We start from the raw sequence: 15,434 nt of genomic DNA on the forward strand, positions 1-15,434 counted from the left end.
GGTGGTGTCCGCTGCCCCCGGCCGGGGCCCGGCAGGGGGTGCTGTACGCCAGAGCGGGGTGACGGCCGGCGACTGTGTGGTGTTTGAACGAGTGGTTAATGAGTTTTAAAACGTCACAACCCCGGCCTGGCGAACTCCCGTGACCGGGTGACGATCGGGTCGATGCTCGTGTCGTAGTTGCCGAGGATCACCGCCACCCAGCCCGCCTCCGGGTGGCTGTCGAAGTTCGTCGCCATTCCCGGGCCGCCGCCCGGGTGGCCGTAGGCGCGCCGGTCGCCCACGACGTAGTGCTCGAAGCCGTAGCCGGTGAACCACTGCTTCGCCATCGGCGGCTTCCCGTCCGGTGGCACCGGCACCTTGCCGCCGGTGAGCAGGTCGGCGAACGCCGGGTCCAGCAGCGTCCCGGCGCGGAGTGCGATGTCGAAGCGGAGCAGGTCAGCCGCCGTGGCGTACGCGCCCGCGTCGGGGCCGCGGACGAACTCGAAGTGCGGCGTGCTCGTGAAGTCGATCCGGCCGCCACCCGGCTGGGTCCAGTACGGCCGCGCCACCGCCGGGTCGGCGAGGACCCGCGGCTTGGTCAAGAAGTCCGCGGACGTCATGCCAGCCGGGGCGAAGACGTGCTCGCGGACGTAGTCGAAATAGGACTGCCCGGACACCTTCGCCACGATCGCGCCGAGGATCCAGAACCCGTCGTTGCTGTAGGCGTACCGGGTGCCGGGCGCGAACCGCGGCGGGGTCGCGCGGATCGCGGCCAGCGTGCCGTCGAACACCTCGTCCACAGTGGACCCGGGCACCGGCGTGGTCCCGAGCGGCGGCCTGCCGACGCCGGAGGTGTGGGTGAGCAGGTGGTGCACGGTCACCCCGGCCGGGAAGCCGTCGAGGAACCGGCTCAGCTCGTCACCGAATCGCAGCGCGCCCCGGGCGGCGAGCTGCGCGACCGCCAGCCCGGTGAAGCACTTGGTGATCGACCCGAGCGCGAAGACGGTTTCCGGCCGGTTGGGGATCGACCGGCTCCGGTCGGCCATGCCGTAGGCGCGCACCAGCGCCGGGTGGTCGTGGTGCGCGAGCAGGACCGTGCCGGAGAACCGGTCCCGCGCCGCCTCTCCGGCGACGAACCGGTCGAACGCGCCGCCCGGCGGGAGATCCCTCGCGGTCGTCTCGCTCGCCGTCGCGCGTCCCGCGACCGCCAGCGCGAGCGGAATCCCGCCCAGCACCACGAGCGCCGACCGCCTCGGCAGGCCCTGGTTCGTCATCGCTGTCCTTCCGTCGTGATCAGGCGGCGGGCGAGGTCGGAGATCTGCAGGACCGCCTGGCCCGCGTAGTTGCTGAGGAACACCGCGACCCAGCCGAGCGCGGGGTGGAGCTCGACCGACGTCGACACGCCCGCCGAGTTGCCGCCGCCGTGCGCGAACGACCAGTGGCCGCCCAGCAGCGTGCCGATCGGGCCGTAACACTGGAAGACGGCCTGCGGTGGCGTCCCGGTCGGCGGGGGCAGGGGCGGGCTGCCCGGCGGTGGCTGCTGCCGGGGCAGCTCCAGCTTCCCGCTCAGGGTCAGCTCGGTGTGCCCACGGTCGAGGAACCCGTGCTGCCACAGGGCCCGCGCGAACCGCTCGAGGTCCGCGGACGTGGCGAACGCCTCACCGGCCGGGGTGCCGATGAACTCGAACTCCTCGACGGTGTCGGTCCACTGACCGGTCGCCGGGTCGCGCCGGTAGGGGTGGGCGATCCGGGGGGCGGTGCGCCACTGCGGCTTGGTGAAGAAACCCGACCCGCGCATGCCCGCCGCCGCGAAGACGTTCCGCCGGACGTAGTCGTGGTAGGCCAGGCCCGACACCTTCGCCACGATCATGCCGAGCAGGTGGTAGCCGGAGTTGCTGTAGGAGTACCCCGCACCGGGCGGGAACAGCGGTGCCGACCGCCGGATGAACGCGGTGATCCCGTCCATCACCTCGGCCGCGCTCGTCCAGCCGGCCGCCGCCGCGACGTACCCGGGTTCCTGGTGGTAGTCGCCGAAGCCCGCGGTGTGGGTGAGCAGGTGGTGGACCGTCACCCCGGCCGGGAAGCCGTCGAGGTACGCGGCGAGGGGGTCGGTGTAGGCCAGCTTGTTGCGCTGGGCCAGCTGCGCGATCGCCACGGCGGTGGCCAGCTTGGTCACCGAAGCCAGCGCGAACGCCGTGTCCGGCCCGTTCCGCACCGACCGGGCCCGGTCGGCCATGCCGTACGAGCGGACCAGCACCGGCCGGCCCCGGCAGGTCAGCAGCAGCGAGCCCGAGAACTCGTCCTTCGCCGCCAGGCCGGCGACGAAGCGGTCGAGCTCGCCGTCGGGCCCGAGCGCGGTTGTGGTCATGTCCGAACGCCTTTCGCCATGGGGTGGGCAAGGCGAAGGTCTACCGGGTGGAGCGTAGGGAACGGCGATCTCGCGGCCATACGAAATCCATAGGTGGCGGCCCCGATACTGAGCGCGTGCGGGTGCTGCTGGTGGAGGACGAACGGTCGCTGGCCGGGTACGTGGCGGCCGGGCTGCGCAAGCACGGCTTCGCCGTCGACGTCGCGTTCGACGGCGGCGAAGCGCTGGAGAAGTGCGACGTCACGCCGTATGACGTGGTGGTGCTGGACCGGGATCTGCCGGTGGTGCACGGCGACACGGTGTGCCGGCGGCTGGCCGAGCGGGGCACGGCCCGGGTCCTGATGCTGACCGCGGCCGACGCCGTCGAAGACCGCGTCGCCGGGCTCGGCCTCGGCGCCGACGACTACCTGGGCAAGCCGTTCGCGTTCTCCGAGCTGGTCGCCCGGGTGGGCGCCCTGTCCCGGCGCAGCGCCCCGGCGCGCCCGCCGGTGCTGCGCGCGGCCGGCGTCGTCCTCGATCCCGCCCGGCGCACGACCGAACGCGCGGGGCGGCCCCTGCACCTGACGCCCAAGGAGTTCGGTGTGCTGGAACAGCTCCTGTCCGCCGGCGGTGCCCTGGTCAGCGCGGAGACGTTGCTGGACAAGGTGTGGGACGAGCACGCGGACCCGCTGACCAACGCGGTACGGATCACCGTCGGCACCCTGCGCCGCAAGCTCGGTGACCCACCACTCATCGAAACGGTGACCGGGGCCGGCTACCGGATCGCGTCGTGCACCGCCTGAGCGCCCGCAGCAGGCTCACGATCGTCCACACCGGACTGGTCGTGGCCGCCGGGATCACCCTGACCGCGTTGACCTACCTGCTCGTGCGGCAGAACCTGGGCCACCGGCTGGTCGTGCGGATCACGACGCCGGGCCCCACCGGGCCCCCGCTGCCGGCCATGCCCGGCCCGGACCAGCTGGCCGAGACCGCCCTGTCGGCGCTGCTGAGCCAGGCCGCGATCGCCCTGATCGTGGTGGCCGTCCTCGCCGCGCTCCTCGGGTGGCTGGTCGCCGGGCGGATCCTGCGCCCGATCCGCGCCATCGCCACCACCGCCGAGCGTCTTTCGGCGGAGAACATCGGCGAGCGCGTCCCGGTCACCCCGCCCGCCGACGAGCTGGCCGCGCTGGCCCACACGATCAACGGGATGCTCGACCGCCTCCAGCGCGGCATCGCCGACCGCGACCGCGTCCTGGCCGGCCAGCGGATGTTCACGGCCAACGCCGCGCACGAGCTCCGCACCCCGCTCACGACGATGCGCACGGCGATCGAAGTGACGCTCGACGGCGAGCCGACCCGGGCCGAGCTCCTGGAGATGGCCGCCGATGTCGGCGTCGCGGTCGAGCACAGCCGGCGGACGATCGACGGCCTGCTCGCCCTCGCCCGCAGCCAGTCCCCCGGCGGCGAACCGGCCGTCGTGGATCTCGCGGAGGTGGCGACCAGGATGTTCGACGGGGTGCCGCTCACGACCCGCGCCGAGCTGGCGCCGGCGCCGGTCCGCGGCCAGGTCGTCCTGCTCGAACGCCTGGTCGCGAACCTCGCCGACAACGCCGTGCGCCACAACCACCCCGGTGGTCACGTCGAGGTGACCACCGGGTCCACGGCCACGGAGGCGTTCCTGCGGGTCGGGAACAGCGGCCGGGCCGTCACCCCGGAGGAAACGGGCCGGTGGCTGGAGCCGTTCGTCCGGGGCACTCCCGCCCGCACCGAGGGCGACCGCGGCGCCGGGCTGGGGCTGTCCATCGTGCGCGCGATCGTCGAGGCGCACGAGGGCCAGCTGGCCGTGGTGCCCCGGCCCGGCGGCGGCCTGGAGGTGACGGTGCGGCTCAGCCGAGCGCCCAGCGCTGCAGCGCCGTCCCCGTGTCGGCCTGCTGGGTGACCGCGGCGCCGTCCACTGTGGACGCCGTGGTCAGCACCAGGCCGCTGTGCTGCGCCTTGAGCGTGTAGCCAGGGCCGACCAGCCAGCGCTGGTTGGCGCCGCCCGTGCAGGTCCACTGGATGACCTTCGCCCCGGCGGCCGTGGAGCCGTCGGCGACGTCCAGGCACAGGCCCGACTCCGCGTTCGCGACGCGGTAGCTGCCGTCGGCCTGGTGGGTGAAGACCCACTTCTGGTTGGCGCCGCCGTTCGGCGTCCACGTCACCAGGGCCGTGCCCGCCGTCGTCGAGTGCGCCGGGACGTCCAGGGCCTTGCCGGACGCGGTCAGCGTGTGCGTGCCGTCCACAGTGGACGTCCCGGTCGCGGTGAAGGTCAGCGTCTGCTCGGCCGCGGTCCGGTTGCCGCCGGTCCAGGCGCGCAGCGGCGTGGTGTCGGCCGCGGCCGACAGGCTGAGCACCAGCCCGCTGTACCGGTTGACCAGCCGGAACCCGCCGCCCTGGGCCGGGACGGCGAACCACTGCTGCCCGACGGACGACCCCGCCGTCACGACCGGCTTGGTGCCCCAGGCGCGGTTCGCGGGTGACGTCGGCACGCCGAGGGCCTGGCCGGTGGCCGCGTTGGTGATCCGGTAGGCGCCGTCGCCGGTCGCGGTGAACGTCCACGCGGCGAGGTCCGAGGCAGCGGTCGTCGACGTCGTCGCGGAACTGCCCGAAACCTGGGCGAGGACACGGCCGGCACCGCTGCCGATGCGGTAGGTCCTCGCCGGGTCGACCGGCGGCGCGGCGGCCGTGCCGGTGACCGTGATGTTCGCGTACTCGCCGTCGGAAGACGCGCACGCGATCGAGCAGTACGACCGGAACGTCTTGCCGACGATCGTGGAACTCGTCTTGTTCGCGTCGTCGGCGAACCAGCGGTACCAGGAGCCGGACTGGTAGGCGCCGGAGTCGCCGATCAGGCGCCACTTCTGCGTGGCCAGGTCGTCGGTGACGTAGAACTTCTGCGGCGCGGTGCCGGTGACCACCTCGGGCTCGCCGATGTAGCGGCCGAGGTGCGCGTCGTAGGCGATGTTCATGACGAACAGGTCGGACTTCGGCGGCAGCTGCCCGGCCGCGACCTGCTGGTCGACGTTGCCGGTGTTCGCGGGGTCGTAGTCGTCGGACGGCGGGGTGTAGCCGGTCGCGGTGGTGCCGGTGGGCACCATGTTGCTTTCCTTGCCGCCGACGCCGGGCTGCGTCCACTGGCCGTCGTACCACTTCTGCCACGAGCCGGTCGCCATCTTGGCCGACATCGGCGAGCGGGCGACGTGCGCCAGCCCGACCATGCCGCCGCCCGCGCCGGCCTTCGGGACGATCCGCGAGCCGTAGTAGACGTAGAAGTAGCCCGACACCGGGTCGGCGAACAGCCGCGGGTCGCCGTCGCCGTAGTCGAAGGTCTGGTTCGGGAACGCCGCGGTGTCGCCGCGTTTCGTGCTGTAGGGCGACGTGATCGCGTGGCCCTTGATGCTCCAGGTGCGGCCCTGGTCGGTCGAGACGGCCCAGTCGATCGCGTCGTAGTGCGAGAACGAGTACGCGCCGAACGGCTCGGGCGTGAACTCGTTGTGCACCAGGCCGTACCAGGCCCCGGTGTCCGGGTCGACCCAGGTGCCGACCAGGTCGCAGAAGTTCTTCTGCGTGTAGCCCGACCCGGCCGGCGGATCGGTCGCTTCCTTGCCGGTCGGGCTCGTGTTGCAGCGCCAGGTGGTGTCGTTGTTCTTGTCCCGGGGCTCCGCCGGGTTCACGGCGTTGCTCAGCGCGCTCGACTTGGTGGCCGAGTCGAAGTCGGCGCCGGTGTAGAACTCCCACTCGCGCGGGCCGTCCGCGCCGTAGAGGGCGGCCGACTGCTGGAAGTAGAACGTGCCGTCCTTGTCGAGGAACGCGCCGGCCGGGGTGTCGGTCGGGTACGCGTACGTGCCGGTGGACCCGACGGTGACGGTGTAGGCGGCGGCCGCGCCGGCCGGCGGGGCGGCGGCACCCGCTGCCGCGACGAGCGCCGCGGCAGCGAGTGAAGCACTGAGTGATGACATGACCACGGTCGTCTCCTCGGGGACCTGAGCGAGCGATCGAACAATATCGAACAGCTTCTGTGTCGTTTTCTGATCTGTCAAGAGCCGTTGTGAGCATGTTTGCTCATTCGACCGTCCCCTACGATCGAAGGGTGACGAGCGACCACGCGACCCGCGGCCTGCCCGACCTGTCCGGCACGGTCACCTGCGTCACCGGCGCGTCCGGCACCATCGGCCGCGGAATCGCGCTCCGGTTCGCCGAGGCCGGCAGCGCCGTGGCCGTGCACCACCGGCGCCCCGGCGCGGCCGACGACCTCGTGGCCGCGCTCGGCGACCGGGCCCGGGCGTTCGCTGCCGACCTCACCGACGACGACGCCTGTCACGCGATGCTGGATGCCGTCGCGGAATGGGGCGGCCGGCTCGACGCGCTCGTCAACAACGCCGGCGTGCAGCCGGTGGAGAACCTCGACGGCCTGCCCGTCGAGCGGTGGCGCGCCATGCTGGACGCCACCCTCACGAGCGCATTCTCCTGCACCCAGGCGGCGGCCCGGCTGATGGGCGAGGGCGGGAGTGTCACGCACATCGCGTCGATCGAAGCGAAGCAGCCCGCGCCCGGGCACGTCCACTACAGCGCGGCCAAGGCGGCCCTGGTGATGCACGCGCGGGGCGCCGCCCTGGAGTACGGCCCGCGCGGGATCCGCGTCAACACCGTGTCGCCCGGGCTGATCGACCGTCCCGGCATGGACTGGCCCGAAGGCGTCGAGCGCTGGCGCCGCGCCGCTCCCCTGGGACGACTGGGCACCCCCGAGGACGTCGCGAACGCGTGCGTCTTCCTGGCTTCCCCCTTGGCTTCCTGGATCACCGGCCACGACCTCGTCGTCGACGGCGGCGTCTCGGCCCGGCCGACGTGGTGATGGCCGGAGGGCGCACCACAGACGTGATCATCACCGGCCTCGCGGGCCGGTGCAACTTGAATGCCGGTCACACTGGGTGACAACCACGCGAAAGAACCTCATGATCCACTGAGTGGGAAACCGAGCTATATTCGGGAAAACGCATGGTTGATCGTCCTTATCAGTCGCCGTGATCACTGTCTGTATCCGGGGGTGCCTGGCGCGCGAAGATCATCGCGGTACGTTTCGCGGCGTTCCTCGCGGGCCCCGACGACGCGGTCCGCGCCACCCCTCAGGCAGCACGCGTCCCCTCGGCGCGCGCTGCTTCGCCGTGCCGAAAGGAAGTTCCTTGACCGCCACGACGTTGACGCAGGTGCTTCGTGACACCCGTCCGGCCACCGGGACCACCCGGCTGATCGTGCGCTGGGACCGCGAAACGGGCTGGGCGCACCTGGCCATCGCCGTTCCGGGCACCGAGCAGGCCCGCTTCGCCGGGTTCCACCGGTTCACCCGCGGTACCGCCGAAGCCGTCGCCGCCGAGCTGGCCGCGGCCGGGTGCGTTTCCGCTCCCCCACTGCACGTCGACGACACCCTGTCCGAGATCGAAGCCGTGCTCGCCCGCCGGGAGGTGACCCCCGATGCTGCTCGATGACCTGTACCTCAACGGGATCGGCTGTGACGTCGGCGCGCTGATCCCGGTCTCGGCGCCGATCGCGGCCGGGGAGTTCACCCACGACGACGCCGCCCGCACCGGGCAGCTGTCCACCGCGGTCGCCGAACGGCCGGGCCCGGAGCTGGCCGTCCGGGCCGGGCGCCAGGCACTCCAGCAGGCGCGGGCCACCACCGGCGAACCGGTGTGGCCGACGCTGTGCCTGCACGCCGGGATCTACCACTCCGGCATCGACTTCTGGCACGCCGCGTCGTACGTGCGCGACCAGCTCGGCGTCGGCGCCGGGCCGGGCCTGACGCTGGAGCTGGGCGCGATGAGCAACAGCCTGGTCGCCGGGATCGACCTCGCGGCCAGCGTGCTGCGCGGGCGCCCGGACCACCACGCCGCGCTCATCACCGCGGGCGACCGGTTCGGCGCGCCCGGGTTCCCGCACTGGAGCACGGACATCGGGATCGTCTACGGCGACGCGGGCAGCGCCGTGGTGCTGACCCGGCGGCCGGGCCTGGCCCGGATCCGGGCCATCGCGTCGTACACCGACCCGTCGCTGGAAGGCCTGCAGCGCGGGGACGAACCGTTCCGGCAGGCGAGCGTCGCCGCCCACCGCGGCATCGACATCCGCCGCCGCAAGCGCCAGTGGCTCAGCCGCCAGGGCGGGCCGGCGCACGTCGCCACCCGCAACGGCGACGCCGTCACCACGGTCGTGAAGACAGCGCTTTCCGACGCCGGGGTCGACCTGCCGGAGATCACGAAGATCTGCGCGCCGCACTACGGCAGGCGCCTGGTGGAGACGCAGATCCTGCGCCCGCTCGGGATCACCGAAGACCGCACGATGACGGAGTTCGGCCTGCGAGTGGGGCACCTCGGCGCGAGCGACCAGGTCGTGGCGCTCGAGCACCTGCTGGCGAGCGGCGACGCCGGTCCGGGCGACACGGTGCTGCTGCTGGGCATCGGCGTGGGCATGACGTGGACGGCGGTCGTCCTCGAACTCGCGTAGACCGGATAGACCGGATGGGGTGGCCGAGGCCACCCCATCCGGGGCGAGCCCGGCGCCGAATCCCGGGAAACCGCTTCACGAAGGGACCTGCCCGTGCCGCGACGGACGTGGTCGAGCCGCCTGCTCGACGTCTCCGCAGTGCTGGTGCCCGGCATCGGCCGGGTCCGCGCGCAGAAGGAACCGTTCGCACGGACGTGGGCCGCGGGCAACCGCCTGGCGCTCGCGTCGGGCCGCCCGCTGTGGGTCGCCCTGGGCGACTCGATGACCCAGGGCATCGGCGCGAACGACGTCGACGGCGGCTGGGTCCCGCGCCTGAACGCCCGCCTCGGCCGGCCGTTCGCGATCCTCAACCTGTCGGCGTCGGGCGCCCGGATCCAGGACGTCCTCGACGACCAGCTGCCGCACCTGCCCGAGGCGCCGACGCTGGTGACCGTGCTGGTCGGCGCGAACGACATGCTCACCCCGGCCCGCCGCCGCGACGTCCCCGCCCGGTTCGCGACCCTGCTGGACCGCCTCCCGCCGGGGCGTTCGGTGGTCGCGACCCTGCCGCAGGGCAACGCCGAGGCCCGCGCGGTGAACGCGTTGCTCGACGAGGCGGGCGGTCGCGGCCGCATCGAGGTGGCCGACATGCGGGGTCCGGCACTGGGCCCCCTGCGCGGCAGCCTCGCCAGCGACTGGTTCCACCCCAACGACGTGGGGTACGTCCGGATCGCGGGGATCTTCGAGGGACCGGTCCGCGCCTGCCTGGCCCGCCGGGCGCGGGACTAGGGTCCGGGTCGCCCGGGGCGCGGCAGCCCCGGGAGCTTCGCGTCGCCGGTTCGGGCGGCGAAGGGCGCGGGACCAGCGGCCCCAGCCAGCCTGCGGCACTGCTCGACCGGGCTGGGCGCGACCAGTCCGGGCGGTGCGGACCGGCCGCGATCGGGATCAGGCGACCCGCGCGGGCGATTTCCCCCGGCCACCAGGGCCATCGTGGTGCGGGCGCGCGCGGCGCCGGGCGCGGGACCAGCGACCCGGCCAGCCGACCGGCGCCACTGCGGAGCAACGCGGTGAACGCGTTGCCCCACCAGGCTGGGCGAGGCCGGCCCGCGCGGTCCGGCCGCGATCGGGATCAAGCGACCGCGCGGGCGATTTCCGCGGCCACCAGCGCCATCGTGGTGCGGGCCCGCTCCGGGTCCTCGGTCAGGAAGTAGTGGTCCACCCCCGGTGTCCGGTCGTGCAGCACCTCGACGCCCGCCGCGCGGAGCCGGGAGACGTAGTTCTCGCCGTCGGCGCGCAGGGCGTCGCGCTCGGCGGTCAGGACCACCGCGCGCGGCAGCCCGGTGAGGTCGCCGGCCAGCAGCGGGGAGGCGTACGGGTGCCGCCGCGTCGCCGGGTCCGGGAAGTACACCCGGCGGACCAGGTCGCGCAGGCCGGGCGAGAGCATCCCGCCCGCCGCCGGGTCCGGGTCGGTGGCGAGGTCCAGCGCGGGCACGCCCAGCACCTGCAGCCGCGGTCGCCACCCGCCCGCGTCGCGCGCCTGCAGGCAGACCGCCGCCGCGAGCCCGCCGCCGGACGAGAACCCGCCGACGGCCACCCGGTCCGCGGTGATGCGGGAAGCGACGTCGAAACACTGGTGCTGCGCCACCGGGAACGCGACGTAGGGACCGCAGCGGTAATCGACGTTGTACACCGTCACCCCGGCCGTGGCGGCGACGTACCGGCACCACCAGTCGTCCATCTCCGGGTACCGCATCAGCCAGGCACCGCCGTGGAAGTGGACGTACGCGCCGCCGGACCGGAGATCGGGGCGGTAGACGTGCACCCGCACCGGGCCGTGCCGGGTCGGGACCCGCACCACCTCGGGCGCCGGGAGGTCGCCCCCGGCGAAGCGCAGGTTGTCGCCGTAGCGCACGGTCCACCGCGCGGTGCCGTGCATGACCATCGCCGCGAGCCGGTCCCGGAGTCTCATACCCGGGATTCGGAACCGGCGCCGCGGCGGACGGTGTCAGATCTTGCCGAAGTCCGGGTAGTGGTGGGGCGGGAACCGGACGACGCCGCTCAGCCGAGGCCGGCGTCGTGGACGAGGATCGCCACCTGGGTCCGGTTCGCCGCCTCCAGCTTCGCCATGATGTGTCCGATGTGGACTTTCACGGTCGACTCGCTGACCGCAAGCGCCTTCGCGATCTCGCCGTTGCTCAGGCCGCGGCCGATCTGCACCGCGACGTCGTGCTCGCGCGGGGTCAGCGCGGCCAGCCTGCCCCGCGCCTGCTCCCCCGCGCCGCCGGTCGCGAAGTCCGTCAGCAGCCGCTTGGTGATCTTCGGCGACAGTATCGCCTCGCCGCGGGCCGCCACCCGCACCGCCGTGACCAGCTCGCGCGGCGGGGTGTCCTTGAGCAAAAACCCGGCCGCGCCGTGGCGCAGCGCGGCGTAGACGTACTCGTCGACGTCGAACGTCGTCAGCACGACCACCGCGGGCGCCGCCGGGTGCCCGGCCAGCCGGCGGACCACCTCGATGCCGTCGACCTTCGGCATCTGGACGTCGGTGAGCACGACGTCCGGGCGGTACCGGTCGGTCAGCTCGACCGCCCGCACCCCGTTGGTGTCCTCCGCGACGACCTCGACGTCCCCCGCCGACTCGAGGATCATCCGGATGCCGCTGCGGACCAGCTCCTCGTCCTCCAGCAGCACGACCTTGACCGTCACTTCGCCTCCTGTACCGGGAACACCGGGAATGCGGCCAGCACCCGGAACCGGCCGTCACCGGTCGGGCCGGTCCGCAGTTCGCCGCCGGCCAGTTCGACGCGCTCGCGCATGCCGACCAGGCCGTAGCCGGATCCCGGGACGCCGGTGTGGCGCGGGGTGAGCCGGTTGGTCACCTCGACCGCGAGCCGGCCGCCGTCGGTGGCCAGCCGGACGTCGACGGCGGCGTGCGGCGCGTGTTTTCCCGCGTTGGTCAGGGATTCCTGCACGACGCGGTAGGCGGCGCGGCCGACCTGGTCCGGCACCGCGGGCAGCGGGTCCGGCAGCTTCAGCTCGACCCGGGCGCCGGTCGCGGTGACCTCTTCGACCAGGTCCTCGAGTGACGCGAGCAGTCCCGCGCCGGGACCGGCCGCGTCCGGGGCGTCGTCGCGCAGCACCTGCAGGATGCCCCGCAGCTCCTCCAGCGCGGTGGCGCTGACGGCGCGGATCGTCTCGGCGGCCTGCTCGGTCTGCTCGTCCGGCGCCCGCAGCGACAGCGCGCCGGCCTGCAGCGCGACGGCCGTCACCCGGTGGGCGACGACGTCGTGCATCTCGCGCGCGATCCGCCGCCGCTCGGCGAAGACGGCCTGGTCGGCGAGCAGCGTGCGGGTGCGCTCGGCCTCGTCGGCCCGCTCCCGCAGCACGGCCAGCAGCCTCGCGCGCTGGTGCATCCAGAGCCCGGCGAGCACCGGCCCGACGGAGAACATGCCCAGCGCGACCACGGCGGCCAGCAGGTTCGCCGGCTCCGTCACGACCCGCAGGACGCGCCCGCCGAGCACGGTGCCGACCATCGCGAGGCCGGTCAGGACGCTGACGCCGTGCCGGGCCGCGACCGAGTACAGGGCGATGGTCATCGGCAGCAACGTCACGCCCGCGAAGAGGCAGCCGACGGCGACGAGCAGCACCGGGAACGGCCACCGGCGGCGGGCGAGCAGCACGAGGGCGGAGAGGATCACCGCCGGGAGGTAGAGCGCGGGGTGCGGGTCCCGCGGGTCGCCGCCGGCCAGGCTGACGACGATCACGGCCGCCGCCACCGCGACGTCGAGGGCGAGCAGCACGACCCGGCCGTCCCACCACGTGAGCCATCGCATCGGGACCAGGTTAGGGCGCGCCCGCTCACCCGGCACGGCGTGCCAGGGTGAATCCGGTCGCCGTCAGCGCGACGGCGGTCAGGGCCGCGAAGACCACCGGTCCCGGCATGCTCAGCAGGGCGGTCCCGCTGAACGGCAGCGCGGTCGTCGGCACCTTCACCAGCGCGGCCAGCGCGGTCTCCGCGACCAGCGTCCAGACGGCGAACACGCCGATGGCGGCCGCGGTGTGCCGGAGCAGCCCGCCGAGCGCGACGCCGGCGAGTCCGGAAAGGACGGTCAGCAGCAGCACCGCCGAGACGGCCCGGCCCGCCGCCCCCGCGTCGGCGGGCAGGACCCCTCCCCCAGCCAGCACCCCGGCCGCGGCGAGCACCACCATCAGCAGCCCGCCGAGCAGCCCCAGGCCGCCGGTGACCAGGGCCCGCGCGGCGACGATCCGGGCAGGCGAGCGCAGCACGAGCCGCGTGGTGGCGAGGGTCCCGTGCTGATGGTCGAGCCCGAACGCGGCGACCCCGACCGCGGCGACGAGCAGCGCCCCCAGCCGGGCGACCAAGCCGAACGACGAGGTGAACGCGTCGAGGTCGCCGAGGTCGCGCTTGAGCCCCCAGTACAGGCCGGACACGAACTGCAGCACCCCGGCGGCGAGCAGGAGCAGCCAGGTCGACCGCAGCGACCGGGCGCGGATCCATTCGTAGGCCAAGGCGTTCTTCACGACGACTCCCCCCGGTGCCGGACCGCGGCGGCGGTCGCGGCGAGGAAAGCGTCCTCCAGGCCGCTGCGGCGGACGAACAGCTCCCGCACCCCGATGCCCGCCCTCGCGGCCACCGCGGCCACCCGCTCGGTGTCGGCGGTGTCCACCGCCAGCTCGCCCTCGGCCTCCTGCCGGACCCGCAACCCGGCCCGGGTCAGCGCGACCATCAACGCCGGCGCACCACCCGTCCGCACCACGACGTCGGCGTGCGCGTGCCGGGCGACGAACTCGTCCAGCGGACCCGCCGAGACCAGGCGGCCGTCGCCGATGACGATCAGGTCGTCGGCCAGCTGGGACATCTCGGCCAGCAGGTGCGAGGACGCGAAGACCGTGCGGCCCTCCCCCGCCAGGCGGCGCAGCAGGTCACGGATCCAGCGCACCCCCTCGGGGTCCAGGCCGTTGGCCGGCTCGTCGAGGATCAGGTAGTGCGGGTCACCCAGCAACGCCGTCGCCAGGCCCAGCCGCTGCTTCATGCCCAGGCTGAAGCGTCCCGCCGGCCGGCCCGCGACGGACTCCAGCCCGACCGTGGCCAGCACCTCGCGGACGCGCCGGGCCGGGAGCCCGCCACCCGCGGCGACCATCCGCAGGTGCGCGGCGGCCGTGCGGGCCGGGTGGAGCGCGGCCGCGTCGGTGAGCACGCCCACCGCGCGCAGTGGGTCCGTGACCTGGGCGTACGGGCGGCCGCCGAACGTCGTGCGGCCCGCGCCGCGTTCCAGGCCGAGCATCAGCCGGATCGTCGTCGACTTCCCGGCGCCGTTCGGGCCCAGGAACCCTGTCACGACGCCCGGGCGCACCGTGAACGACAGGTCCTCGACGCCGGCGCCGCCGCGGTAGCGCCGGGTCAGCCCCTCCGCGACGATCATCGCCGCACCGGCTCACCCGCGTCGCGGCGGCCGAAGGCGAACCACAGCAGGCAGCCCAGGAACGGCGCGCAGAACGCGAAGACGACCCACACCAGCTTCATGCCCCCGGTCAGCCGCGAGCCCAGGATGCTGAAGAGCGCGGACACGAACAGCACGACGGAGGCCAGCAGGACCGCGCCGGTCAGGCCGAGCGCGAGCCACGACCACGTCGTCGCGTGGTCTCCGGCGGCGGCGAGCGGACTCATCGGGGTTCTCCTCACGGGATCGGTGACTGTCCGTTCCACGATCGCCGCACGAGCGCCGAGGCACATCGGATCTTCGGCTCGGCCGGGATAGGCGGAAAGTACTAGCCCGTGTCAACCCGCAGATAGTGTTGGGAAATCACCAAAACACGAGCCCTACGGAAGTCGGCTCCGGCGGTGTGTGTCCGCGGGGTAAATTTCCCCAAGCGCGCGCAAATCCGGCAAATCCCCGTCCCCCACGAGGAGTCTTCCGATGTCCAGGAAGTTCGCCCTGACCGGCGCTGTCGCGCTCGCGATCGCCCTCACCCCGCTCGCCGCGGGCACCGCGACCGCCGCACCGGCCTCCACCCAGCAGGAAGCCGCCGTCACCACGGTCTACTACAGCACGTCGGGCGCCCCGTCGTTCCGTTCGCAGATCAACCAGGGTGCCGCGAACTGGAACAACAGCGTGACCAACGTCAAGCTGGTCGAGCGGTCCTCCGGCGCCAGCCTGCGCTACGTCGAGGGCAACGACCCCCGCGGCTCGTACGCCCAGACCAACGGCCACGGCAGCGGCACCATCTTCATCGACTACACCCAGGCCCAGCAGTACTACCCGGTCCGGATCACCGCGCACGAGACCGGCCACGCCCTCGGCCTGCCGGACCACTACTCGGGCCCGTGCTCCGAGCTGATGTCCGGTGGCGGCCCCGGCACGTCCTGCCGCGTCGCGGTCCCGAACTCGACCGAGCGTTCCCGGGTGAACTCCCTGTGGGCCAACGGCTTCGGCGCGCAGAGCAACGCGCCCGAGCAGCGGATCTACGAGGACGGCACGGTCCTCACCTTCTGACCGGCTCCGGCCCGCGGGGGGCCGGGGGCCGCCGCCCCCCCCCCCCCCGGCGCCGGGGGCACCGCGGGCCCGCGCGCGGGGGA

16 protein-coding genes are annotated in these 15,434 nt (G+C 73.6%); 7 read left to right on the plus strand and 9 right to left on the minus strand.

Annotated elements, in window-relative coordinates; translation table 11 throughout:
* Window positions 1-113 precede the first annotated feature (113 nt).
* Window positions 114-1,253, minus strand: a complete 1,140-nt coding sequence (locus tag ACGFMK_RS46655) for a serine hydrolase domain-containing protein (protein WP_392777759.1) — start codon at window positions 1,251-1,253, stop codon at window positions 114-116.
* Window positions 1,250-2,347, minus strand: coding sequence for a serine hydrolase domain-containing protein (locus ACGFMK_RS46660; protein WP_392777760.1), 1,098 nt, complete (start codon window positions 2,345-2,347; stop codon window positions 1,250-1,252). The genes ACGFMK_RS46655 and ACGFMK_RS46660 overlap by 4 nt, the downstream gene beginning before the upstream one ends.
* A 116-nt stretch (window positions 2,348-2,463) precedes the next feature.
* On the opposite strand from ACGFMK_RS46660, the gene ACGFMK_RS46665 reads away from it, so the two are divergent.
* Both ACGFMK_RS46665 and ACGFMK_RS46670 read left to right on the plus strand, forming a co-directional pair.
* Window positions 2,464-3,129, plus strand: a complete 666-nt coding sequence (locus tag ACGFMK_RS46665; RefSeq protein ID WP_392777762.1) for a response regulator transcription factor — start codon at window positions 2,464-2,466, stop codon at window positions 3,127-3,129.
* Entirely contained in the window at window positions 3,117-4,265 is a 1,149-nt protein-coding gene (locus tag ACGFMK_RS46670; RefSeq protein WP_392777765.1) for a sensor histidine kinase, read from the plus strand. The genes ACGFMK_RS46665 and ACGFMK_RS46670 overlap by 13 nt, the downstream gene beginning before the upstream one ends.
* On the opposite strand, the gene ACGFMK_RS46675 is transcribed toward ACGFMK_RS46670, so the two are convergent.
* The gene (locus ACGFMK_RS46675; protein ID WP_392777767.1) at window positions 4,213-6,324 is read right to left on the minus strand and encodes an RICIN domain-containing protein; all 2,112 of its coding nucleotides are present in this window, start codon (window positions 6,322-6,324) and stop codon (window positions 4,213-4,215) included. The genes ACGFMK_RS46670 and ACGFMK_RS46675 overlap by 53 nt on opposite strands.
* Before the next feature lie 158 nt (window positions 6,325-6,482).
* On the opposite strand from ACGFMK_RS46675, the gene ACGFMK_RS46680 reads away from it, so the two are divergent.
* The 4 genes from ACGFMK_RS46680 (at window position 6,483) to ACGFMK_RS46695 (ending at window position 9,628) form a co-directional block, all read left to right on the plus strand.
* Window positions 6,483-7,217, plus strand: coding sequence for an SDR family NAD(P)-dependent oxidoreductase (locus tag ACGFMK_RS46680; RefSeq protein WP_392777797.1), 735 nt, complete (start codon window positions 6,483-6,485; stop codon window positions 7,215-7,217).
* A 328-nt stretch (window positions 7,218-7,545) separates the two neighbouring features.
* The gene (locus ACGFMK_RS46685; protein WP_392777770.1) at window positions 7,546-7,848 is read left to right on the plus strand and encodes a hypothetical protein; all 303 of its coding nucleotides are present in this window, start codon (window positions 7,546-7,548) and stop codon (window positions 7,846-7,848) included.
* Window positions 7,835-8,860, plus strand: coding sequence for a ketoacyl-ACP synthase III family protein (locus tag ACGFMK_RS46690; protein ID WP_392777772.1), 1,026 nt, complete (start codon window positions 7,835-7,837; stop codon window positions 8,858-8,860). Before ACGFMK_RS46685 ends, ACGFMK_RS46690 begins: the two co-directional genes overlap by 14 nt.
* Before the next feature lie 93 nt (window positions 8,861-8,953).
* Window positions 8,954-9,628: an SGNH/GDSL hydrolase family protein gene (locus ACGFMK_RS46695; RefSeq protein WP_392777775.1), complete on the plus strand. Its 675-nt coding sequence runs from the start codon at window positions 8,954-8,956 to the stop codon at window positions 9,626-9,628.
* A gap of 340 nt (window positions 9,629-9,968) precedes the next feature.
* Here ACGFMK_RS46695 and ACGFMK_RS46700 read toward each other — a convergent pair whose 3' ends face one another.
* The 6 genes from ACGFMK_RS46700 to ACGFMK_RS46725 all read right to left on the minus strand — a co-directional run bounded on the left by ACGFMK_RS46700 (window position 9,969) and on the right by ACGFMK_RS46725 (window position 14,525).
* Window positions 9,969-10,808 (minus strand): alpha/beta hydrolase, encoded by an 840-nt coding sequence (locus ACGFMK_RS46700; RefSeq protein WP_392777778.1) that lies wholly within the window; start codon window positions 10,806-10,808, stop codon window positions 9,969-9,971.
* 89 nt (window positions 10,809-10,897) lie between these two features.
* The gene (locus ACGFMK_RS46705; protein ID WP_392777781.1) at window positions 10,898-11,542 is read right to left on the minus strand and encodes a response regulator; all 645 of its coding nucleotides are present in this window, start codon (window positions 11,540-11,542) and stop codon (window positions 10,898-10,900) included.
* Window positions 11,539-12,669, minus strand: a complete 1,131-nt coding sequence (locus ACGFMK_RS46710; protein WP_392777784.1) for a sensor histidine kinase — start codon at window positions 12,667-12,669, stop codon at window positions 11,539-11,541. The genes ACGFMK_RS46705 and ACGFMK_RS46710 overlap by 4 nt, the downstream gene beginning before the upstream one ends.
* Window positions 12,670-12,694: 25 nt before the next feature.
* Window positions 12,695-13,378 carry a hypothetical protein gene (locus ACGFMK_RS46715; RefSeq protein ID WP_392777786.1) on the minus strand — a complete coding sequence of 228 codons (684 nt, stop codon included), beginning with the start codon at window positions 13,376-13,378 and terminating at the stop codon, window positions 12,695-12,697.
* Complete coding sequence (locus ACGFMK_RS46720) at window positions 13,375-14,280, minus strand: ABC transporter ATP-binding protein (RefSeq protein ID WP_392777789.1); 906 nt, start codon at window positions 14,278-14,280, stop codon at window positions 13,375-13,377. Before ACGFMK_RS46720 ends, ACGFMK_RS46715 begins: the two co-directional genes overlap by 4 nt.
* Complete coding sequence (locus ACGFMK_RS46725) at window positions 14,277-14,525, minus strand: PLD nuclease N-terminal domain-containing protein (RefSeq protein WP_392777792.1); 249 nt, start codon at window positions 14,523-14,525, stop codon at window positions 14,277-14,279. Before ACGFMK_RS46725 ends, ACGFMK_RS46720 begins: the two co-directional genes overlap by 4 nt.
* A 250-nt stretch (window positions 14,526-14,775) precedes the next feature.
* Between ACGFMK_RS46725 and ACGFMK_RS46730 the strand changes: the two genes are divergently transcribed.
* On the plus strand, window positions 14,776-15,351 hold the full coding sequence (locus ACGFMK_RS46730; RefSeq protein ID WP_392777794.1) for a snapalysin family zinc-dependent metalloprotease: 576 nt from the start codon (window positions 14,776-14,778) through the stop codon (window positions 15,349-15,351).
* The last annotated feature ends 83 nt before the right edge of the window (window positions 15,352-15,434 follow it).

The sequence above is a fragment of the Amycolatopsis sp. NPDC049252 genome (genome assembly GCF_043197175.1).
GTDB lineage: Bacteria > Actinomycetota > Actinomycetes > Mycobacteriales > Pseudonocardiaceae > Amycolatopsis.